The following is a 17,100-nucleotide window of genomic DNA, read 5'->3' on the forward strand; positions in this document are numbered from 1 at the left end:
GGGCGCCCTCAAGCGATCATCTCCAGGCCGTGGATCGCCCCGATCCCGAGGCCGGGGGCATCGGTGATCGAGATCTCCGACTCGTTGAACACCACCCCGCCGTCGACCGGGTTGCCCGCGCACAGCGAGGGGCCGTCCAGGTCGACCCGGGTGATGGCGTCGGCCTTGGCGACCGCGAGGTGGACCGCCGCGGCGACGCTGATGCTGGTCTCGAGCATGCAGCCGATCATGCACTCCACGCCGTGCAGGGCGGAAATTTCGGCGATCCGGATGGCGTTGGAGATGCCCCCGGTCTTCATCAGCTTGATGTTGATGATGTCGGCCGCGCGCATGCGGATGATCTCGATGACTTCCATCGGACCGAACACACTCTCGTCGGCCATGATCGGCGTGTGCACGCGTGCGGTGACGTAGCGCATCCCCTCCAGGTCGCGCGCCCTGACCGGCTGCTCCACCAGGTCCAGCCGCACCCCGGCCTCCTCCAGCGAGCGGATCGCGTGCACCGCCTCCTTGGCGGTCCAGCCCTGGTTGGCATCCAGGCGGAGCAGGGCGCGGTTCTCCACCGCGGCATAGACCGCGCGCACCCGCTCGATGTCGACGCCGATGTCCTTGCCGACCTTGATCTTCAGCGAGTCGTAGCCACGCTCCACCGCATCGATGGAGTCGGCGACCATCTTGTCGATGGTGTCGACGCTGATGGTCAGGTCGGTGGTCACCACCGGGTCGCCGCCGCCGAGCATGCGGTAGAGCGGCGCCCCGTAGAGCTGGCCGAACAGGTCGTATACCGCGATCTCCACCGCCGCCTTGGCGCTGGAGTTCTTCTCCAGCGAGGTCTGGACCAGCCGGGTGATGCGGTTGAGGTCGGCGATCTCCTCGCCGATCAGCCGCGGAGCGATGTAGTGGCGGATCGCGTCGACGATCGAGCCGTGCGTATCGCCGGTGATCACCGCGGTGGCCGGTGCCTCGCCGTAGCCGACGTGGCCGGTGTCGGTATGCACCATCACCACGATGTCCTCGACGCGCTCGACGGTGCGCAGCGCGGTCTTGAACGGGGTCTTCAGCGGCACGCGCAGCATGCCGAAGCTGATTTCGGTGATCTTCATCTGGGTGTCAGTGTCCTGCGGCCGGTCGGGCCGGTAGTGCGCCCGCCGGGCGGACGATGCTGGTCATGCGGTCGAGGTAGTCGCGGTCCGGGCCGATGCGCAGCGCAAGCGGGGTGACCGAGACCCCATTGAGCATCAACGTGTGCGCATTGCCCGACGCGTCGACATGGCTGCCGCCGTGGATGTCGTGGATCACCCACGGCTCGCCGTCGACATGGCCGATGACCATCAACACGTGGCCCGGGATGTAGACCAGGTCGCCAACCTGCAGTTCGGCGACCGCCGCCAGGCGCGCGGCGCGGTCGTGCTCCTCGCCGAAGCGCCAGTGCTCCAGCGCCGGGCTGACCGCCTGGGCGCTGGTGTTGCGCGGCAGCTGCAGGCCCATGCTGCGGTAGACCTCGGAAACGAAGCCGCTGCAGTCGCGGGTGCCATAGGCGTGGCCCCAGCCGTAGCGCTCGCCGAGGAACCTGAATCCCTGGTCGATGATGTTGCCGGCGGTAAGCGGCAGGTAGTCCGGGCTGGAGTCCGCCCGCTTCGGCAGCAGGGCAGGGGCGAACGACAGGCTGCCGTCAGGCCCGCGCACCGGCATGCGCAGCACGTGGGCGGTGTAGGGGTGCTGTCCGTTGACCGGCCCGGGCGGCAGGTCCTGTTCGAGCGGCAGCTTCAGTCCCATGTCCAGTTGCAGCTTCGACACCCGCGGCTCCTCGCGGGTGAACACGGTGTGCTCCACGCCGCCGGTGATGATCCGGTAGGGCGTGGCGGCGGCGTACGCCAGGACGTCTTCGCGCGTGCCGGTGGCGACCGCGTCGGCCCGGATCCACGCCGCGTAGCGCGGGCTGATCACGAACAGCCAGTCGCCACCTGCACTGGCATGCGCCACGGCCACCGGGGTGCCCGGGAACAGCGCGCTCTCCTGCAGCCGGTCGATGTCGGTATCGCCGGGGCGGCTGAACATCCGTTCGGCGGTGGGCAGGGCGCGCAGGTCGGCGCGGTGCACCACCAGGCCGAAGCGCAGCGGGACCTGGCCGGCGAGCGCATCGAGCGCCAGCTCCCCGCGCAGGGCATCGAAGGTGGAGGCGGGGACCGGATTGCCTTCGACATCCCAGCGCTCGATGTCCGGCGGGAACGCAGCCAACCGCTCCACCAGGCCACGGACCTGCTCGCCCGGAAGGGCGGCAGGCAGCCGGTCCAGGCGGTGCATCGACGGGTCCTGCTCGAACAGGCGGGCGTTCTGCGCCTCGATGCCGGACCGGGGGACGAGCTCGGCGGCGGGATCGGCAAGCTGGGCGGCCCAGTAGCCCGGCTCCAGGTGGACGTCGGCCACGCCCAGTTCGGGCAGCACCAGCGTGCCGACCGGCGTGGGGTTGTGGTCACGTGCCGCGGCACCGGGAACGGCGAGCACGAGCGCGCCACCCAGCGCGAGGGCCAGCAGGGACAATCGCATGTTGGTTCCACCTCCAGACGGCGTCGGACCGCCATTGTCGCCGCTGCCCGGGGGCATCGGTCTTGCGGGCCGGGGAATGGAATACATCATTTCGCGAGGTATTCCGTCAAGAATAAATTATTGACCGGGTTTGGCGGCCATGCTAAACACCTCCCGCCAGTCACCGTTGAAGGAGGTCCGCGGGTGGGCAGCAGGGGAGCGGGAAAGACTGCATCGATCATCACCGGGGCCGCGTTGCTGCTGGTGGCCGGCTTCGCCTTGCCGGTCGTCGCCCAGGCGCCGGACCCGGGCGAAGCGGCGCGGGCCACCGCGCCGCTGGACGCGGTGGTCGCGATGGTGGATTCCGGGGACTTCCAGGGCGCGGAAGCGCGCATCGCCGCCGCCCTCGCCAGTGGGGCGACGGACCATGCCACGCGCCAGGCCCTGCTGTTCGAGCGTGAGCGGATGCGCCGGATCCTGCTGGACTTCACCCTCGATGACGCCGCCGCCCGCGAGCAGCTGCGCCGCTACATCCCGGACCTACGTGCCGACGAGTTCCAGCGCTGGACCGCCGGGGGGCAGCTCGAGCACAGGGAGATCGACGGCCAGCGGCGCTATTTCAAGCGTTCGGTCCCGAACCTGTTCCGGCTCAGCGACGAGGCCGCCGCGCGCCGCGCCGAGCCGCGGCCCTTCAGCGAGGGCCCGATGGAATCGCTGCATCCGCATCATGCCGAGGTGGTCGACGCCGCCCGGGCGAGCGGCAGCACCAGCGTCCTGCCGCGCAGGGTGCGGGTCCGGCAGGCGCTGAGCGTCGACGCCGACGCAGTGCCGGCCGGCGAGGTCCTGAGGGCCTGGATCCCGTTCCCGCGCGAGATCGAAGGCCAACAGGAAGCGGTGACACTGCTGGCCAGCACGCCGGCGCAGGCGGTGGTGGCGCCGGCCGGCACCGGGCAGCGCACGGCCTACATGGAGCAGCCCGCCCGCGCCGGGGAGCCGACGCGGTTCTCGGTGGAGTACGAGCTCACCCTGTATGCCCGCTACTTCCCGATCGACCCCGACGCCGTCGTCCCGGCCCCGGCAAGCGACGAGCTGGCCCCGTTCCTCGCCGAGCAGCCGCCGCACATCGTGTTCACCCCGGAGCTGCGCGCGTTCTCGCGCCAGGTGGTGGGGTCGGAGACCCGGCCCTACCGCATTGCCAGCAAGCTGTTCGAGGCGGTCGACCGGATCCCCTGGGCGGGTGCACGCGAGTACTCGACCATCTCCAACATCAGCGCCCACGCCCTGCATACCGGGCACGCCGACTGCGGCCAGCAGACCCTGCTGCTGATGACCCTGCTGCGCATGAATGGCATCCCGGCGCGCTGGCAGTCCGGGATGGTGTACTCCGATGGTGCCGGGGGCGACGGGGAGTACTGGAACCTGCACGACTGGGGCTGGCTGTACCTGGCCCCGTACGGCTGGGTGCCGATGGACGTGACCACCGGGCGCCTGGCGTCGGACGAAGAAGCGCTGGAATGGTTCTACCTCGGTGGCCTGGATGCCTACCGCATCGTCTTCAACGACGACCAGGGCACGCCGCTGTACCCGCACAAGCAGTTCTTCCGCTCCGACACCGTGGACTCCCAGCGCGGCGAGGTCGAGTGGAGCGGCGGGAACCTCTATTACGATCAATGGGACTACGACTTCGACGCCCGGCTGCTGCCGGCCACGTCCGACTGATACCGGAGCACGAATGAGCAGGACACTTGCCGCGGCGCTTGCGCTCGCACTGCCGATGACGGGGTGGGCGGCCGAACCGCTGACCCTGGACACACACGTCGACATTCCCCGCACCTACATGCAGGAGCCGCGCTTCGATGCCGGCGAGGACACCGAACTGCGGGTCGACCTGGGCAAGATGGAGCGCGGCGGGCTGGACGCCGCCTTTTTCATCATCTATGTCGAGCAGGGCCCGCTGACCGCCGAGGGCTATGCCGCGGCCAAGGCAACCGCGGAGGCGCGCTACGAGGGCATCGAAGCGATGCTGGCCCGCTATCCGGATCGGATCCGCTACGCGGGTTCCCCCGCAGAGGTCCGGCGCAACCACACCGATGGCGTGCTCTCGGCGTCGATCGGCATCGAGAACGCGTATTCGCTCGGCCGCAGCCTGGGCGCGCTGGACGCGGCCTGGGCAAGAGGGGCGCGTTACCTGGGCCTGACCCACGTCGGCCACAACGCGGTCTGCACCAGCTCATCACCCCATGAAGCCACCGGCGAGGCGCCCGCGGGAGCCGGCCTGTCCGGTTTCGGGCGCTCGCTGGTGCTGCGCGCCAACCAGCTGGGGATGATGGTCGACGTCTCGCATTCCTCCGACCAGTGCGTCCGCGACGCGGTGGCGGCATCCCGGGCACCGGTGATCGCCAGCCACTCGGGCGCGCACGCGCTGGTGCAGCACCCGCGCAACCTCAACGACGAACTGCTGCGCGCGATCGCCGGGACCGGGGGAGTGGTCCAGGTTGTCGCCTATACCCACTTCCTGCGCGCCGACCCGGAGCGCGAGGCCGCCGAGCAGGCATTGAAGGACGCCGTTGCCCGCCAGGCAGGCGACGCCGCGTTCGACTACAAGCTGCATGAGGACCTGCCGGCCTTCCAGGAAGGCCTGGCGCGGATCGAAGCCGACTATCCGCCTGCCAGCCTGGAGGACTTCATGGACCACGTCGAGCACGTGGTTTCGGTGGCGGGCATCGACCACGTTGGGCTGGCGTCGGACTTCGACGGCGGCGGCGGGATCACCGGCTGGATGGATGCTTCCGAGACGCCCAACGTGACCGCGGCACTGCGCGAGCGCGGCTTCAGCGAGGCCGACATCGGGAAGCTGTGGAGCGGCAACCTCCTGCGGGTGTGGGGCGAAGTCCTGGCCCGCGCGGACGGCTCCAACGGATGAACGCGGCACGGGCCACGCTGCTCGCGCTCGCCGCCGCCCTGGCGTCCCCGGCAGCCGCGCTTGTCGCCGTAGATGCAGCGCCGGCCGCGACGGAAGCGGAGGCGGAGATCCGCGATGCCGCGTGGCTCGATCGCCAGATCGGGGCGGTGGTGGACCACTACGCATTGCCCGGGATCGCCGTTGGCGTGATCGAGGACGGCAGGATCACCCACGTCCATACCTCCGGCGAGCGGGTGGTGGACTCGGGCCAGCCGGTCACGCCTGCGACGCTGTTCAAGATCGCCTCCAACAGCAAGGCGATGACCGCCAGCTTGCTGGCCCGGCTGGTGGACGCCGGCAAGCTGGCCTGGGACGACCCGGTCACCCGGCACCTGCCGCAGTTCCGGATGCACGACCCCTGGGTCACCGCGCACATGCAGGTGCGCGACCTGTTGATCCACAACAGCGGACTGCCCGAGGGTGCCGGCGACCTGATGCTGTGGCCCGAGCCGAACGACTTCGGCCGTGCCGACATCATCAACGGCCTCGCCCACCTGAAGCCCGAGCGCAGCTTCCGCTCCGGCTATGCCTACGACAACCTGCTGTACGTGGTGGCTGGCGAGGTTGCTGCCGCCGCCGGCGGTGACGGCTACGAGGCGCTGGTCAGGCGCGAGGTGTTCGAGCCGCTCGGGCTGTCACGCTGCCAGGTCGGCGAATTCGACCGCGATGCAGTGGGCGACATCGCGCAACCGCACATGCGCCAGGAGGGGCGCCACGTCGCCTACGCGCTGGATCCGTCCACCGTGCCGGCGATCACCTCGGCCGCCGCCGGCGGGATCCGCTGCAGCGTCGAGGACATGCTTACCTGGGCCCTGGCCTGGCTGCGGCCGGAAAGCGCCCCCGGCTGGCTGTCGCACGCGCAGCGCGAGGCCATGTGGACCGCGCACACGCCACTGCCGGTCGGCGACCGCGACCGCCTCTGGCGCAACACCCACCTGCGGGCCTACGGCTACGGCTGGCGCCTGGCCGATGCGCATGGCCTGGCCAGCGTCTCGCATACCGGGACGCTGGGCGGGATGTATTCGGTGCTGCACCTGCTGCCCGAGCGCAATGCCGGCTTCGTGGTGCTGATCAACGGCAGCGGCGCCGCCGCGCGCACCGTGCTCGACCAGGTATTGCTGGATTACCTGGCCGGTGCCGGGGCAGGACGCGAGGCCGGCGACTACATCGCGGAATTGTCGCCAGAGCGCGGGACCACAGCTGCGCAGCAGCCGGCGCCGGACGTGTCGGCCCGGCAACCGGCGACGCCGGAGGCGATGGCCGGATGGCTGGGCCACTGGCGCGACCCGTGGTTCGGCGAGGTGCGGCTGTGCCCGGACGGGAACACGGTCCGTTTCCAGTCCGCCAAGTCTCCGCGGCTGGCAGGCGTGGTGATGGAGGTGGCCGGAGGGCGGCTGGTCGACTGGGATGCCGACAGCGTCGATGCCGAAGCGTGGATCTCGCTCGATGCCAGCGAGGCGCCACCGACCCTGCGCATGGCCAAGGTCGACCCGCAGGCCGACTTCAGCTACGACTACGAGGACCTCGCGTTCACCCGCGCGGGTGGCTGCAAACCCGACTGATCCGTCCCAACAGGAGCCATCGCATGCGCCTGCCGCGCCTTTTCCTGCCGACCGTCGTGTTGTGCACCCTGGCCCTGGCCAGCTGCGCCACCACCCCGTCCGGAGCGGATACCCGCCTCGACCGCCTGATGGCGCCGTACACCGGGGAGGTACCGGGCGCCTCGGTACTCGTCCTGCGCAACGGCCAGCCGGTGGTAAGCGCGGCCTATGGCCTGGCCGACCTGGAACACGGCACTGCGGCGACGCCGACGACCAACTACCGGCTGGCGTCGGTCAGCAAGCAGTTCACCGCCGCCGCGGTCCTGCTGCTGGCCGAGGACGGGCGGCTGGGGCTGGACGACCCGGTGCGCGCCTGGCTTCCCGGCCTGCCGGCGAGCGCGCAGCCGGTCACCCTGCGCCACCTGCTGACCCATACCTCGGGCCTGGTCGACTACGAGGACGTCATGCCCGGGGGGCTGGAGCGCCAGCTCCGCGATGCCGACGTGCTGTCGATCCTGGAGGGGCAGGACCGGACCTACTTCGAACCGGGCTCCGCCTACCGTTACAGCAACAGCGCCTACGCCCTGCTGGCGCTGGTGGTGGAAAAGGCATCGGGGCGCGCCTATCCCGACTTCCTGCGCGAGCGCATCTTCGCCCCGCTGGGAATGGACGCCACGCTCGCCTACGTGGCCGGCGGCCCCGCCGTCACCGAGCGGGCCTACGGCCACACCGCCTCGGATGGAGGGTGGCGGCGCACCGACCAGAGCCCCACCAGCGCGGTGCTGGGCGATGGCGGCATCTACTCCTCGATCGACGACCTCGCACGCTGGGATGCGGCCCTGTATGACGACCGGCTGCTGTCGGATGCCTCGCGCCGGCTGGCCTTCGCCCCGGCGGTGGCCAGCGACGAGCCGGACGTCGCCTACGGCATGGGCTGGCGCATCACCGGCGACAGCCTCTGGCACTCCGGCGAGACGATCGGCTTCCGCAACGTGCTGGTGCGCTGGCCGGACGAGCACCTGACGGTCGTGGTGCTGACCAACCGCAACGCGCCCGAGCCCTACCGGCTGGCATTGCGGATCGCGGATCTCTACCGCGACTGACCGGTCGCGGCACCCGGCAGGCCGAAGCCGGGCCGGGGGAAGCGGGGGGCCGGCAACGGAAAAGGCGGCCGGAGCCGCCTTTTCCTCCTGCCTCGCGGCCGCCTCAGGCGGCCTTGCGCGCCAGCTTGCGCAGCACGTAGTGCAGGATGCCGCCGTTGCGGAAGTACTCGACCTCCTTGGGGGTCAGCAGCATCACGTGGACCTGGAACCGGGCCTCGCTGCCGTCGGGCTTGCGGGCGGTGACCGTGGCGGTCTTCGAACTGCCGTCGTCCAGCCCGGTCACGTCGATCGTTTCCGTGCCGTCCAGCCCATGGGTCGCGGCGCTTTCACCTTCCATGAACTGCAGCGGCAGCACGCCCATGCCGACCAGGTTGGAACGGTGGATGCGCTCGAAACTCTCGGCGACCACTGCCTTGACGCCCAGCAGGTTGGTGCCCTTGGCCGCCCAGTCACGCGAGGAGCCGGTGCCGTATTCCTGGCCGGCGATCACCACCAGCGGCACGCCGTCGGCCTTGTACTTCATGGCCGCGTCGTAGATCGCCATCTGCTCGCCGTCGCCGCCCTGGCGGCCGAAGTACTTCGTGTAGCCGCCTTCGACCCCGTCGAGCATCCGGTTGCGGATGCGGATGTTGGCGAAGGTGCCGCGGACCATGACGTCGTCGTTGCCGCGGCGGCTGCCGTAGCTGTTGAAGTCCGCCGGCTGCACGCCGCGGCCCTGCAGGTAGCGGCCCGCCGGGGAGTCCTTCTTGATCGCACCGGCCGGGGAGATGTGGTCGGTGGTGATGGAGTCGCCCAGCAGCGCCATCACCCGCGCCCCGACGACATCGTCGATGGTGCCGACCTCCATCGTCATGCCTTCGAAGTAGGGCGGGTTCTTGATGTAGGTCGAGTCCGCGTCCCACTGGAAGGATTCGCCGGTCGGGGCGTCGATGGTGTTCCAGCGGGTATCGCCCTTGAACACGTCGGCGTAGTTCTGCGCGAACAGCTCGGGCCCGACGGTGGCGGCGATGGTGTCGCCGATCTCCTTGTTGCTCGGCCAGATATCGCGCAGGTACACGTCCTTGCCGTCCTGGTCCTGGCCCAGCGGCTCGCGGGTCAGGTCGATGTCGACGGTGCCGGCGATCGCGTAGGCCACCACCAGCGGCGGCGAGGCCAGATAGTTCATCTTGACCTCGGCGTGGATGCGGCCCTCGAAGTTGCGGTTGCCCGAAAGCACCGAGGCCACCGCCAGGTCGTTCTCGGCGATGCCGTTCGATACCGCTTCCGGCAGTGGACCGGAGTTGCCGATGCAGGTGGTGCAGCCATAGCCGACGACGAAGAAGCCCAGCTTCTCCAGGTCGTCCATCACGCCGGCCTTGTGCAGGTAGTCGGTGACCACCCGCGAGCCCGGCCCGAGCGAGGTCTTGACCCACGGCGCCGCCTTCAGCCCACGCGCGGCGGCATTGCGCGCCAGCAGGCCGGCGCCGAGCATCACCGCCGGGTTGGAGGTGTTGGTACAGGAGGTGATGGCGGCGATGACCACCGAACCGTCCTTGAGCTCGACTTCCTGGTCATTGATGTTGATGCGCGAGCGCACCGGCTTGGCGGCGAGGCGGTCGGCCTGCGGCTGGCCGCCGCCTTCCTTCTCGAAACGCTGGATCGCGCGCTCGTGCGCCTCGGTGCGCCTGGCGACCAGCGGCACGACGTTCTCGCGGAAGTTCTCCTGCACGTCCTCCAGCAGCACGCGGTCCTGCGGGCGCTTCGGGCCGGCCATCGAAGGCTTCACCGTGCCCATGTCCAGTTCCAGGGTGGCCGAGTACTCCGCCTCCGGCTGGCCGGGTTCGTGCCACAGGCCCTGGGCCTTCGCGTACGCCTCCACCAATGCGATCTGCTCCTCGCTGCGACCCGACAGGCGCAGGTAGCGCAGGGCCTCGGAGTCGATCGGGAAGATGCCGCAGGTCGCGCCGTACTCGGGCGACATGTTGCCGATGGTGGCGCGGTCGGCCAGCGGCAGGTGCTGCAGGCCGTCGCCGTAGAACTCGACGAACTTGCCGACCACGCCATGCTCGCGGAGCATCTGGGTGACGGTCAGCACCAGGTCGGTGGCGGTGGCGCCTTCGGGCAGCTTGCCGGTCAGCCTGAAGCCGACCACCTGCGGGATCAGCATCGAGGACGGCTCGCCGAGCATCGCGGCCTCGGCCTCGATGCCGCCCACGCCCCAGCCGAGCACGCCGATGCCGTTGATCATGGTGGTGTGGCTGTCGGTCCCGAACACGGTGTCCGGGTAGGCCATCAGCTGGCCGTCGACCTCCTGCTCCATGACCACCCGGGCCAGGTTCTCCAGGTTCACCTGGTGGACGATGCCGGTGTTGGGCGGGACCACCTTGAAGTTTTCCAGCGCGCTCTGGCCCCAGCGCAGGAAACTGTAGCGCTCGGCGTTGCGCTCGAACTCGATCTTGCCGTTGAGGTCCAGTGCGTCGGGCCGGCCGAACACGTCGACCTGCACCGAATGGTCGATCACCAGCTCGGACGGGATCTGCGGGTTGATCTGGCCGGGCTTGCCGCCCAGCCGGCTGACCGCGTCGCGCATGGCCGCCAGGTCCACCACGCAGGGCACGCCGGTGAAGTCCTGCAACACCACCCGAGCCGGCATGAAGGCGATCTCGGTGGCGGGGGCGGCCCTCGGATCCCACTTCGCGACCGCCTCGATATGCGCGGGCAGCACGCTCACCCCGTCCTCGTGCCGCAGCAGGTTCTCCAGCAGGATCTTCATGGAGTAGGGCAGGTGACTGATTTCAAAGCGCTGGGCCAGCTTCGGCAGGCTCGCGTAGGCATAGGTCTTGCCGTTGACCTGGAGGTGGTCGCGGGTGGAGAAGGAATCGGCCATGGCTGGGCTCCTTGTGGGATGGCGTGGCGGGCGTGACAGGCCCACCAGTCTACGTATGAATGTGTAAGCGTTGGGTATTCAGGTATGCGGCCTTGAGTATGTATTTCAAGGTACGTATCATGCCCACATACTCACTCATGCCATGCTCGCACGGGCAGGAGGGCGCCATGGAAGCCACCGTCGCCGAGCGCGGGCAGATCACCCTGCCCAAGGCCGTGCGCGATGCCCTGGGCCTGACCAAGGGCACGCTGCTCAAGGTCGAGTTGGAGGGCGGGCGCATCATCCTGCGCAAGAACGTGGACGACGCGATCTCGCGCGCCCGCGGCCGCTTCAAGCTGCCCGAGGGCGTGAGCACCGACGACGTCATGCGCGAGCTGCGCGGACGCGCACCCGGCGACCCGGTCGATCCCTGAGCGGCACGGCCCGGATGATCGCGATCGACACCTCCATCCTGATCGACCTGCTGGGCGACGATGCCGGCATGGCCGACGCCGCCGAGCAGTGCGTGCGCGATGCGCTGGCCCAGGGCCCGGTGGTGCTGTGCGACGTGGTGGTCAGCGAGATCACCGCCGGACTCGGCCACGGCACCGACATCATGGACGTGGTCGAGGAGATGGGCATGCGCTACCTGCCCGTCGAACGCCGCTCGGCGATCCGCGCCGGCGAGATGCAGCGCCGCTTCAACCAGCGCCGGCGCGCGGCCGGGCAGGGCGGACAGCCTTCGCCGCGAACCGGGCCGGACTTCATCGTCGGCGCCCATGCGCTGCTGCAGTGCGCGGCGCTGATCACCCGCGACGCGGGTTTCTTCCGCGACTACTTCAAGGGCCTGAAGGTCATCGTGCCCAGGACCGCTTGACCAGGACACGCGTCCTTTCCACCGCTTCACTTCCGGAGACCCCCATGTTGGAAGCCTATCGCCACCACGTGGCCGAACGCGCCGCGCTCGGCATTCCCGCGCTCCCCCTGGACGCGCAGCAGACCGCCGCGCTCATCGAGCTGCTCAAGGCACCGCCCGCCGGCGAGGAGCAGTTCCTGCTGGATCTGCTCGTCCACCGCGTTCCGGCCGGTGTGGACGACGCCGCCAAGGTCAAGGCTTCGTACCTGGCCGCGCTGGCCTTCGGCAGCGAGGCCAACGCGCTGGTCAGCCGCGAGCGCGCCACCGTGCTGCTGGGGACGATGCTCGGCGGCTACAACGTCGCGCCACTGGTCGAGCTGCTGGATGACGCCGCGCTCGGCGCCCTCGCCGCCGACGGACTGAAGAAGACCCTGCTGGTGTTCGACGCCTTCCACGACGTGGAGGAGAAGGCCCGCGCCGGCAACGCCAATGCAAAGGCAGTGATGCAGAGCTGGGCCGACGCGGAATGGTTCACCGACCGGCCGGAAGTGCCGGAGTCGATGACCATCACCGTGTTCAAGGTGCCGGGCGAGACCAACACCGACGACCTGTCGCCGGCCCCCGACGCCACCACCCGCCCCGACATCCCGATGCACGCGCTGGCGATGCTCAAGAACCAGCGCCCGGACGCGCCGTTCGTGCCCGAGGAAGACGGCAAGCGCGGCCCGATCGGCGAGATTCTCCGGCTGAAGGAGAAGGGCCACCTGGTCGCCTACGTCGGCGACGTGGTCGGCACCGGCTCCAGCCGCAAGTCGGCCACCAACAGCGTGCTGTGGTGGACCGGCGACGACATTCCCTACATTCCCAACAAGCGCGCCGGTGGCGTGTGCCTGGGCGGCAAGATCGCGCCGATCTTCTACAACACCATGGAGGACGCCGGCGCGCTGCCGATCGAACTGGACGTCTCGCGGATGGCGCACGGCGACGTCGTCGAGCTGCGCCCGTACGAGGGCAAGGCGCTCAAGGACGGCGAAGTGATCGCCGAATTCGGGCTCAAGTCCGACGTGCTGTTCGACGAGGTGCGCGCGGGCGGGCGCATCCCGCTGATCATCGGCCGCGGCCTGACCGCGCGTGCGCGCGAGTCGCTGGGCCTGCCGGCCGCGGATCTCTTCCGGCAGTCGGCGGTGCCGGCCGATACCGGCAAGGGCTTCACCCTGGCGCAGAAGATGGTTGGCCGCGCCTGCGGCCTGCCGGAAGGGCAGGGCGTGCGCCCGGGCACCTACTGCGAGCCGAAGATGACCACCGTGGGCTCGCAGGACACCACCGGCCCGATGACCCGCGACGAGCTGAAGGACCTGGCCTGCCTGGGCTTCTCCTCCGACCTGGTGATGCAGTCCTTCTGCCACACCGCCGCCTATCCCAAGCCGGTGGACGTGAAGACCCACCACACCCTGCCGGAGTTCATCTCCACCCGCGGCGGCGTCTCGCTGCGCCCGGGCGACGGCATCATCCACAGCTGGCTCAACCGCATGCTGCTGCCCGACACCGTGGGCACCGGCGGCGACAGCCACACCCGTTTCCCGATCGGCATTTCCTTCCCGGCCGGCTCCGGCCTGGTCGCCTTCGCGGCCGCCACCGGCGTGATGCCGCTGGACATGCCCGAGTCGGTGCTGGTGCGCTTCAAGGGCCGGATGCAGCCGGGCGTGACCCTGCGCGACCTCGTGCACGCCATTCCGCTGTACGCGATCAAGGCCGGCCTGCTGACGGTCGCCAAGCAGGGCAAGAAGAACATCTTCTCCGGCCGCATCCTCGAGATCGAGGGCCTGCCGGACCTGAAGATCGAACAGGCCTTCGAGCTGGCCGACGCTTCCGCCGAGCGTTCCGCTGCCGCCTGCACCGTGCGCCTGGACCAGGCGCCGATCATCGAATACCTCACCAGCAACGTCACGCTGCTGAAGTGGATGATCGCCCAAGGCTACTCCGACGCGCGCACCCTCCAGCGCCGCATCGACAAGATGGAGCAGTGGCTGGCCGACCCGCAGCTGCTGGAGCCCGACGCCGACGCCGAGTACGCGGCGGTCATCGAGATCGACCTGGACGGGATCGTCGAGCCGATCGTGTGCTGCCCGAACGACCCGGACGACGCCAAGACCCTGTCCGACGTCGCCGGCGACACGATCGACGAGGTCTTCATCGGCTCGTGCATGACCAACATCGGCCACTTCCGCGCCGCCGCCAGGCTGCTGGAAGGCAAGCGCGACATCCCCACGCGCCTGTGGGTCGCGCCGCCGACCAGGATGGACGCCGCCGAGCTGACCAGGGAAGGCCACTACGGCACCTTCGGCACCGCCGGTGCGCGCCTGGAGATGCCCGGCTGCTCGCTGTGCATGGGCAACCAGGCCCAGGTGCGCGAGGGCGCCACGGTGATGTCGACCTCCACCCGCAACTTCCCCAACCGCCTGGGCCGCAACTCCAACGTGTACCTGGGCTCGGCGGAGCTGGCGGCGATCTGCTCGCGCCTGGGCCGGATCCCGACCCGGGAAGAGTACCTGGCCGACATGGGCGTGGTGAACGCCGACGGCCAGCAGATCTACCGTTACATGAACTTCGACCGCATCGAGGAGTACCAGGTCGAAGAGGCCGCCGAGACGGTCTGACCGGCCACGGTTGCAACGCGAAGCCCCGGCATCGTCCGGGGCTTCGCTTTTCGGGCAAACGGCAACGCCACGGGCGCTGGCACAATGACGGCCCGCCACCCCGCGGCGCAGGACGCCTCCCGATTCCCATGTTCCGCTGGTTCGAACGCCGCCTGGACCCCTTCCCGCCGGAGCCGCCCAGGCAGCCGCCCGCCGGCCTGTGGGCCTTCTGCCGCCACTACACCCGGGGCGCGTGGAAGTGGCTGGGCTGGATGGCGCTGTTCACCACGGCGATCGCCGTGGCGGAGGTCTCGCTGTACGCCTACGTCGGCTCGCTGGTGGACCGGCTGGGCGAGGCCGACCCGGCCGGTTTCCTGGCAGCGGAGGGCACGCAACTGGCCTGGATGGCGGCCCTGGTGCTGCTGGTGCTCCCGCTGCTGGTGCTGCTCAACTCCCTGCTGATGCACCAGACCCTGCTCGGCAACTACCCGATGCGGATCCGCTGGAACGTCCACCGCTACCTGCTGCGGCAGTCGATGGGCTACTTCCAGGACGAGTTCGCCGGGCGCATCGCCACCAAGCTGATGCAGACCTCGCTGGCGGTGCGCGAGACGGTCATCAAGCTGCTCGACGTGGGCAACTACGTGCTGGTGTACTTCGCCGGCGCGGTGGTGGTGGTCGCGGCCGCGGCGGACTGGCGGCTGATGCTGCCGTTCCTGGGCTGGCTGGCGGGCTACGCGCTGCTGATGTGGTTCTTCATCCCGCGCCTGCAGCGCGTGGCACAGGAACAGGCCGACGCGCGCTCGACCATGACCGGCCGGATCGTCGACAGCTACACCAACATCGCCACGGTCAAGCTGTTCTCCCACTCCAGCCGCGAGCAGGCCTACGCACGCGAGGCGATGGACGGATTCCTGGTCACCGTGCACCGGCAGATGCGCCTGGTGAGCTGGGTGAACGTGCTCAACTACGCGTTGAACATGTTGCTGCTGGCCAGCGTGACCGCGCTGGGCATCTGGCTGTGGCTGGGCGGCTCGGCCAGCACCGGCGCGCTGGCGGTCGCGATCGCCTTCGCCCTGCGGCTGCTGGGCATGTCGCAGTGGATCATGTGGGAGCTGTCCTCGCTGTTCGAGAACATCGGCACCGTGCAGGACGGCATCAACTCGATCTCGCTGCCGCCGACGGTCGACGACGCGCCCGGCGCACCGGAACTGCCCCGGGTCCGCGGGGAGATCCGCTTCGAAGGCGTGAGCTTCCACTATGGCCGCGGCAGTGGCGTCATCGAGGGCCTGGACCTGCACATCCGCTCGGGCGAGAAGATCGGCCTGGTCGGGCCCTCGGGCGCGGGCAAGTCGACGCTGGTGAACCTGCTGCTGCGCTTCCACGACGTCGAGCGCGGGCGGATCACCCTCGACGGCATCGACATCGCCGGCGTGCAGCAGGATTCATTGCGCGCGCAGATCGGCATGGTCACCCAGGACACCTCGCTGCTGCACCGTTCGGTGCGCGAGAACCTGCTCTACGGCCGGCCGGACGCCAGCGAGGCGCAGATGCTCGAGGCGGCTGGGCAGGCGCGGGCGGACGGCTTCATCGCCGGCCTGGACGACGCGCAGGGCCGTCGGGGCTACCAGACCCACGTCGGCGAGCGCGGGGTCAAGCTGTCCGGTGGCCAGCGCCAGCGCATCGCCATCGCCCGGGTATTGCTCAAGGACGCGCCGATCCTGGTGCTGGACGAGGCGACCTCGGCCCTGGACTCCGAGGTGGAGGCCGTCATCCAGGAGAACCTGGCCCGGCTGATGGAGGGCAAGACGGTGATCGCGATCGCCCACCGCCTGTCGACCATCGCCGCGATGGACCGGCTGGTGGTGATGGACCAGGGGCGGATCGTGGAGCAGGGCACGCACGCGGAACTGGTGGCCGCCGGCGGCCTCTATGCCCGGCTGTGGCGGCACCAGTCCGGCGGCTTCATCGACACCGGCGGGCCTGACGGCTAGAGCAGGGCGTCGACCGCGGCGGTCATCTGCCGCCGGCGCAGGAAGAAGTCCAGCGTGCCGCCGCCCACCTGACGCCACAGGGTCGCCGACCTGATCGCGGCCAGCAGCACCGCGCGGACTTCGGAGACCACCGCCGACTGGGCCAGGTAGTGCGGGTTGCCTTGGATCAGGATCCGCGGACGCAGGCTGCTGAGGGTGTCGGAATACAGTGCACCCATGGCCGCGAGCACGTCGGGGTTGGAACTGCCGTCGCGCGCCGCCGCCGCGGCACAGCCGCGGATGCCGGCCTGGACCCTGGCGACCACCTGCGGCTCGCCGGAGAAGCGGCGCTCGAGCTGCATCACCGAGAACGCCAGCTTCGGCAGCTGCCCGTCGCGTGCGTTCCCGGCGAAATAGTCGCGCAGCAGCTGCAGGCCGGGGCGGAGCGCCGCGGTGCCGCCATAGACCGCGGCGACCGACTCGGCGTCGATCCGGAACACCGAGTCCATCGCGGTGGCCAGGATCGACTCCTCGGCCTGGCCGGTATCGGCGACCCGGCGCACCTGGGCCAGGGCCTGGACCAGGCCGGCAAGCGCCAGCACACGGGCGGTGATCGGGTCGTTGCGGAGCGGGGCGTCGGTGGCAGTCATTCGGATCC

At 69.8% G+C, this 17,100-nt stretch carries 12 protein-coding genes; 8 read left to right on the plus strand and 4 right to left on the minus strand.

Annotated elements, in window-relative coordinates; all coding sequences use genetic code 11:
• Positions 1-8: 8 nt before the first annotated feature.
• Together LY625_RS01575 and LY625_RS01580 are read right to left on the minus strand one after the other, a co-directional pair.
• Positions 9-1,103: a dipeptide epimerase gene (locus LY625_RS01575; protein WP_233737248.1), complete on the minus strand. Its 1,095-nt coding sequence runs from the start codon at positions 1,101-1,103 to the stop codon at positions 9-11.
• A gap of 7 nt (positions 1,104-1,110) precedes the next feature.
• The gene (locus LY625_RS01580; RefSeq protein ID WP_233737249.1) at positions 1,111-2,547 is read right to left on the minus strand and encodes an SH3 domain-containing protein; all 1,437 of its coding nucleotides are present in this window, start codon (positions 2,545-2,547) and stop codon (positions 1,111-1,113) included.
• Positions 2,548-2,880: 333 nt separating this feature from the next.
• On the opposite strand from LY625_RS01580, the gene LY625_RS01585 reads away from it, so the two are divergent.
• The 4 genes from LY625_RS01585 to LY625_RS01600 are packed head-to-tail and all read left to right on the plus strand — an operon-like array spanning position 2,881 to position 8,132.
• On the plus strand, positions 2,881-4,245 hold the full coding sequence (locus tag LY625_RS01585) for a transglutaminase-like domain-containing protein (RefSeq protein WP_233737557.1): 1,365 nt from the start codon (positions 2,881-2,883) through the stop codon (positions 4,243-4,245).
• 13 nt (positions 4,246-4,258) lie between these two features.
• A complete protein-coding gene (locus LY625_RS01590; protein ID WP_233737250.1) occupies positions 4,259-5,449 on the plus strand; it encodes a dipeptidase in 1,191 nt (396 codons plus the stop codon).
• The gene (locus LY625_RS01595) at positions 5,446-7,050 is read left to right on the plus strand and encodes a serine hydrolase domain-containing protein (RefSeq protein ID WP_233737251.1); all 1,605 of its coding nucleotides are present in this window, start codon (positions 5,446-5,448) and stop codon (positions 7,048-7,050) included. Before LY625_RS01590 ends, LY625_RS01595 begins: the two co-directional genes overlap by 4 nt.
• A 23-nt stretch (positions 7,051-7,073) precedes the next feature.
• A complete protein-coding gene (locus tag LY625_RS01600; protein ID WP_233737252.1) occupies positions 7,074-8,132 on the plus strand; it encodes a serine hydrolase domain-containing protein in 1,059 nt (352 codons plus the stop codon).
• 103 nt (positions 8,133-8,235) lie between these two features.
• On the opposite strand, the gene acnA is transcribed toward LY625_RS01600, so the two are convergent.
• Entirely contained in the window at positions 8,236-10,998 is a 2,763-nt protein-coding gene (gene acnA / locus LY625_RS01605; RefSeq protein WP_233737253.1) for an aconitate hydratase AcnA, read from the minus strand.
• Positions 10,999-11,165: 167 nt separating this feature from the next.
• Here acnA and LY625_RS01610 point away from each other — a divergent pair, with 167 nt between their 5' ends.
• The 4 genes from LY625_RS01610 to LY625_RS01625 all read left to right on the plus strand — a co-directional run bounded on the left by LY625_RS01610 (position 11,166) and on the right by LY625_RS01625 (position 16,463).
• On the plus strand, positions 11,166-11,411 hold the full coding sequence (locus LY625_RS01610) for an AbrB/MazE/SpoVT family DNA-binding domain-containing protein (RefSeq protein ID WP_132984752.1): 246 nt from the start codon (positions 11,166-11,168) through the stop codon (positions 11,409-11,411).
• Positions 11,412-11,425: 14 nt separating this feature from the next.
• Positions 11,426-11,854 carry a type II toxin-antitoxin system VapC family toxin gene (locus tag LY625_RS01615; protein ID WP_233737254.1) on the plus strand — a complete coding sequence of 143 codons (429 nt, stop codon included), beginning with the start codon at positions 11,426-11,428 and terminating at the stop codon, positions 11,852-11,854.
• Positions 11,855-11,898: 44 nt separating this feature from the next.
• Complete coding sequence (acnB, locus tag LY625_RS01620; RefSeq protein WP_233737255.1) at positions 11,899-14,490, plus strand: bifunctional aconitate hydratase 2/2-methylisocitrate dehydratase; 2,592 nt, start codon at positions 11,899-11,901, stop codon at positions 14,488-14,490.
• 128 nt (positions 14,491-14,618) lie between these two features.
• On the plus strand, positions 14,619-16,463 hold the full coding sequence (locus LY625_RS01625; protein WP_233737256.1) for an ABC transporter ATP-binding protein: 1,845 nt from the start codon (positions 14,619-14,621) through the stop codon (positions 16,461-16,463).
• Here LY625_RS01625 and LY625_RS01630 read toward each other — a convergent pair.
• Positions 16,460-17,092, minus strand: coding sequence for a lysogenization regulator HflD (locus LY625_RS01630; protein ID WP_233737257.1), 633 nt, complete (start codon positions 17,090-17,092; stop codon positions 16,460-16,462). The genes LY625_RS01625 and LY625_RS01630 overlap by 4 nt on opposite strands.
• Between the last annotated feature and the right edge of the window lie 8 nt (positions 17,093-17,100).

It is taken from the genome of Lysobacter sp. GX 14042, from assembly GCF_021390425.1.
In the GTDB taxonomy this organism is placed as follows: domain Bacteria; phylum Pseudomonadota; class Gammaproteobacteria; order Xanthomonadales; family Xanthomonadaceae; genus Novilysobacter.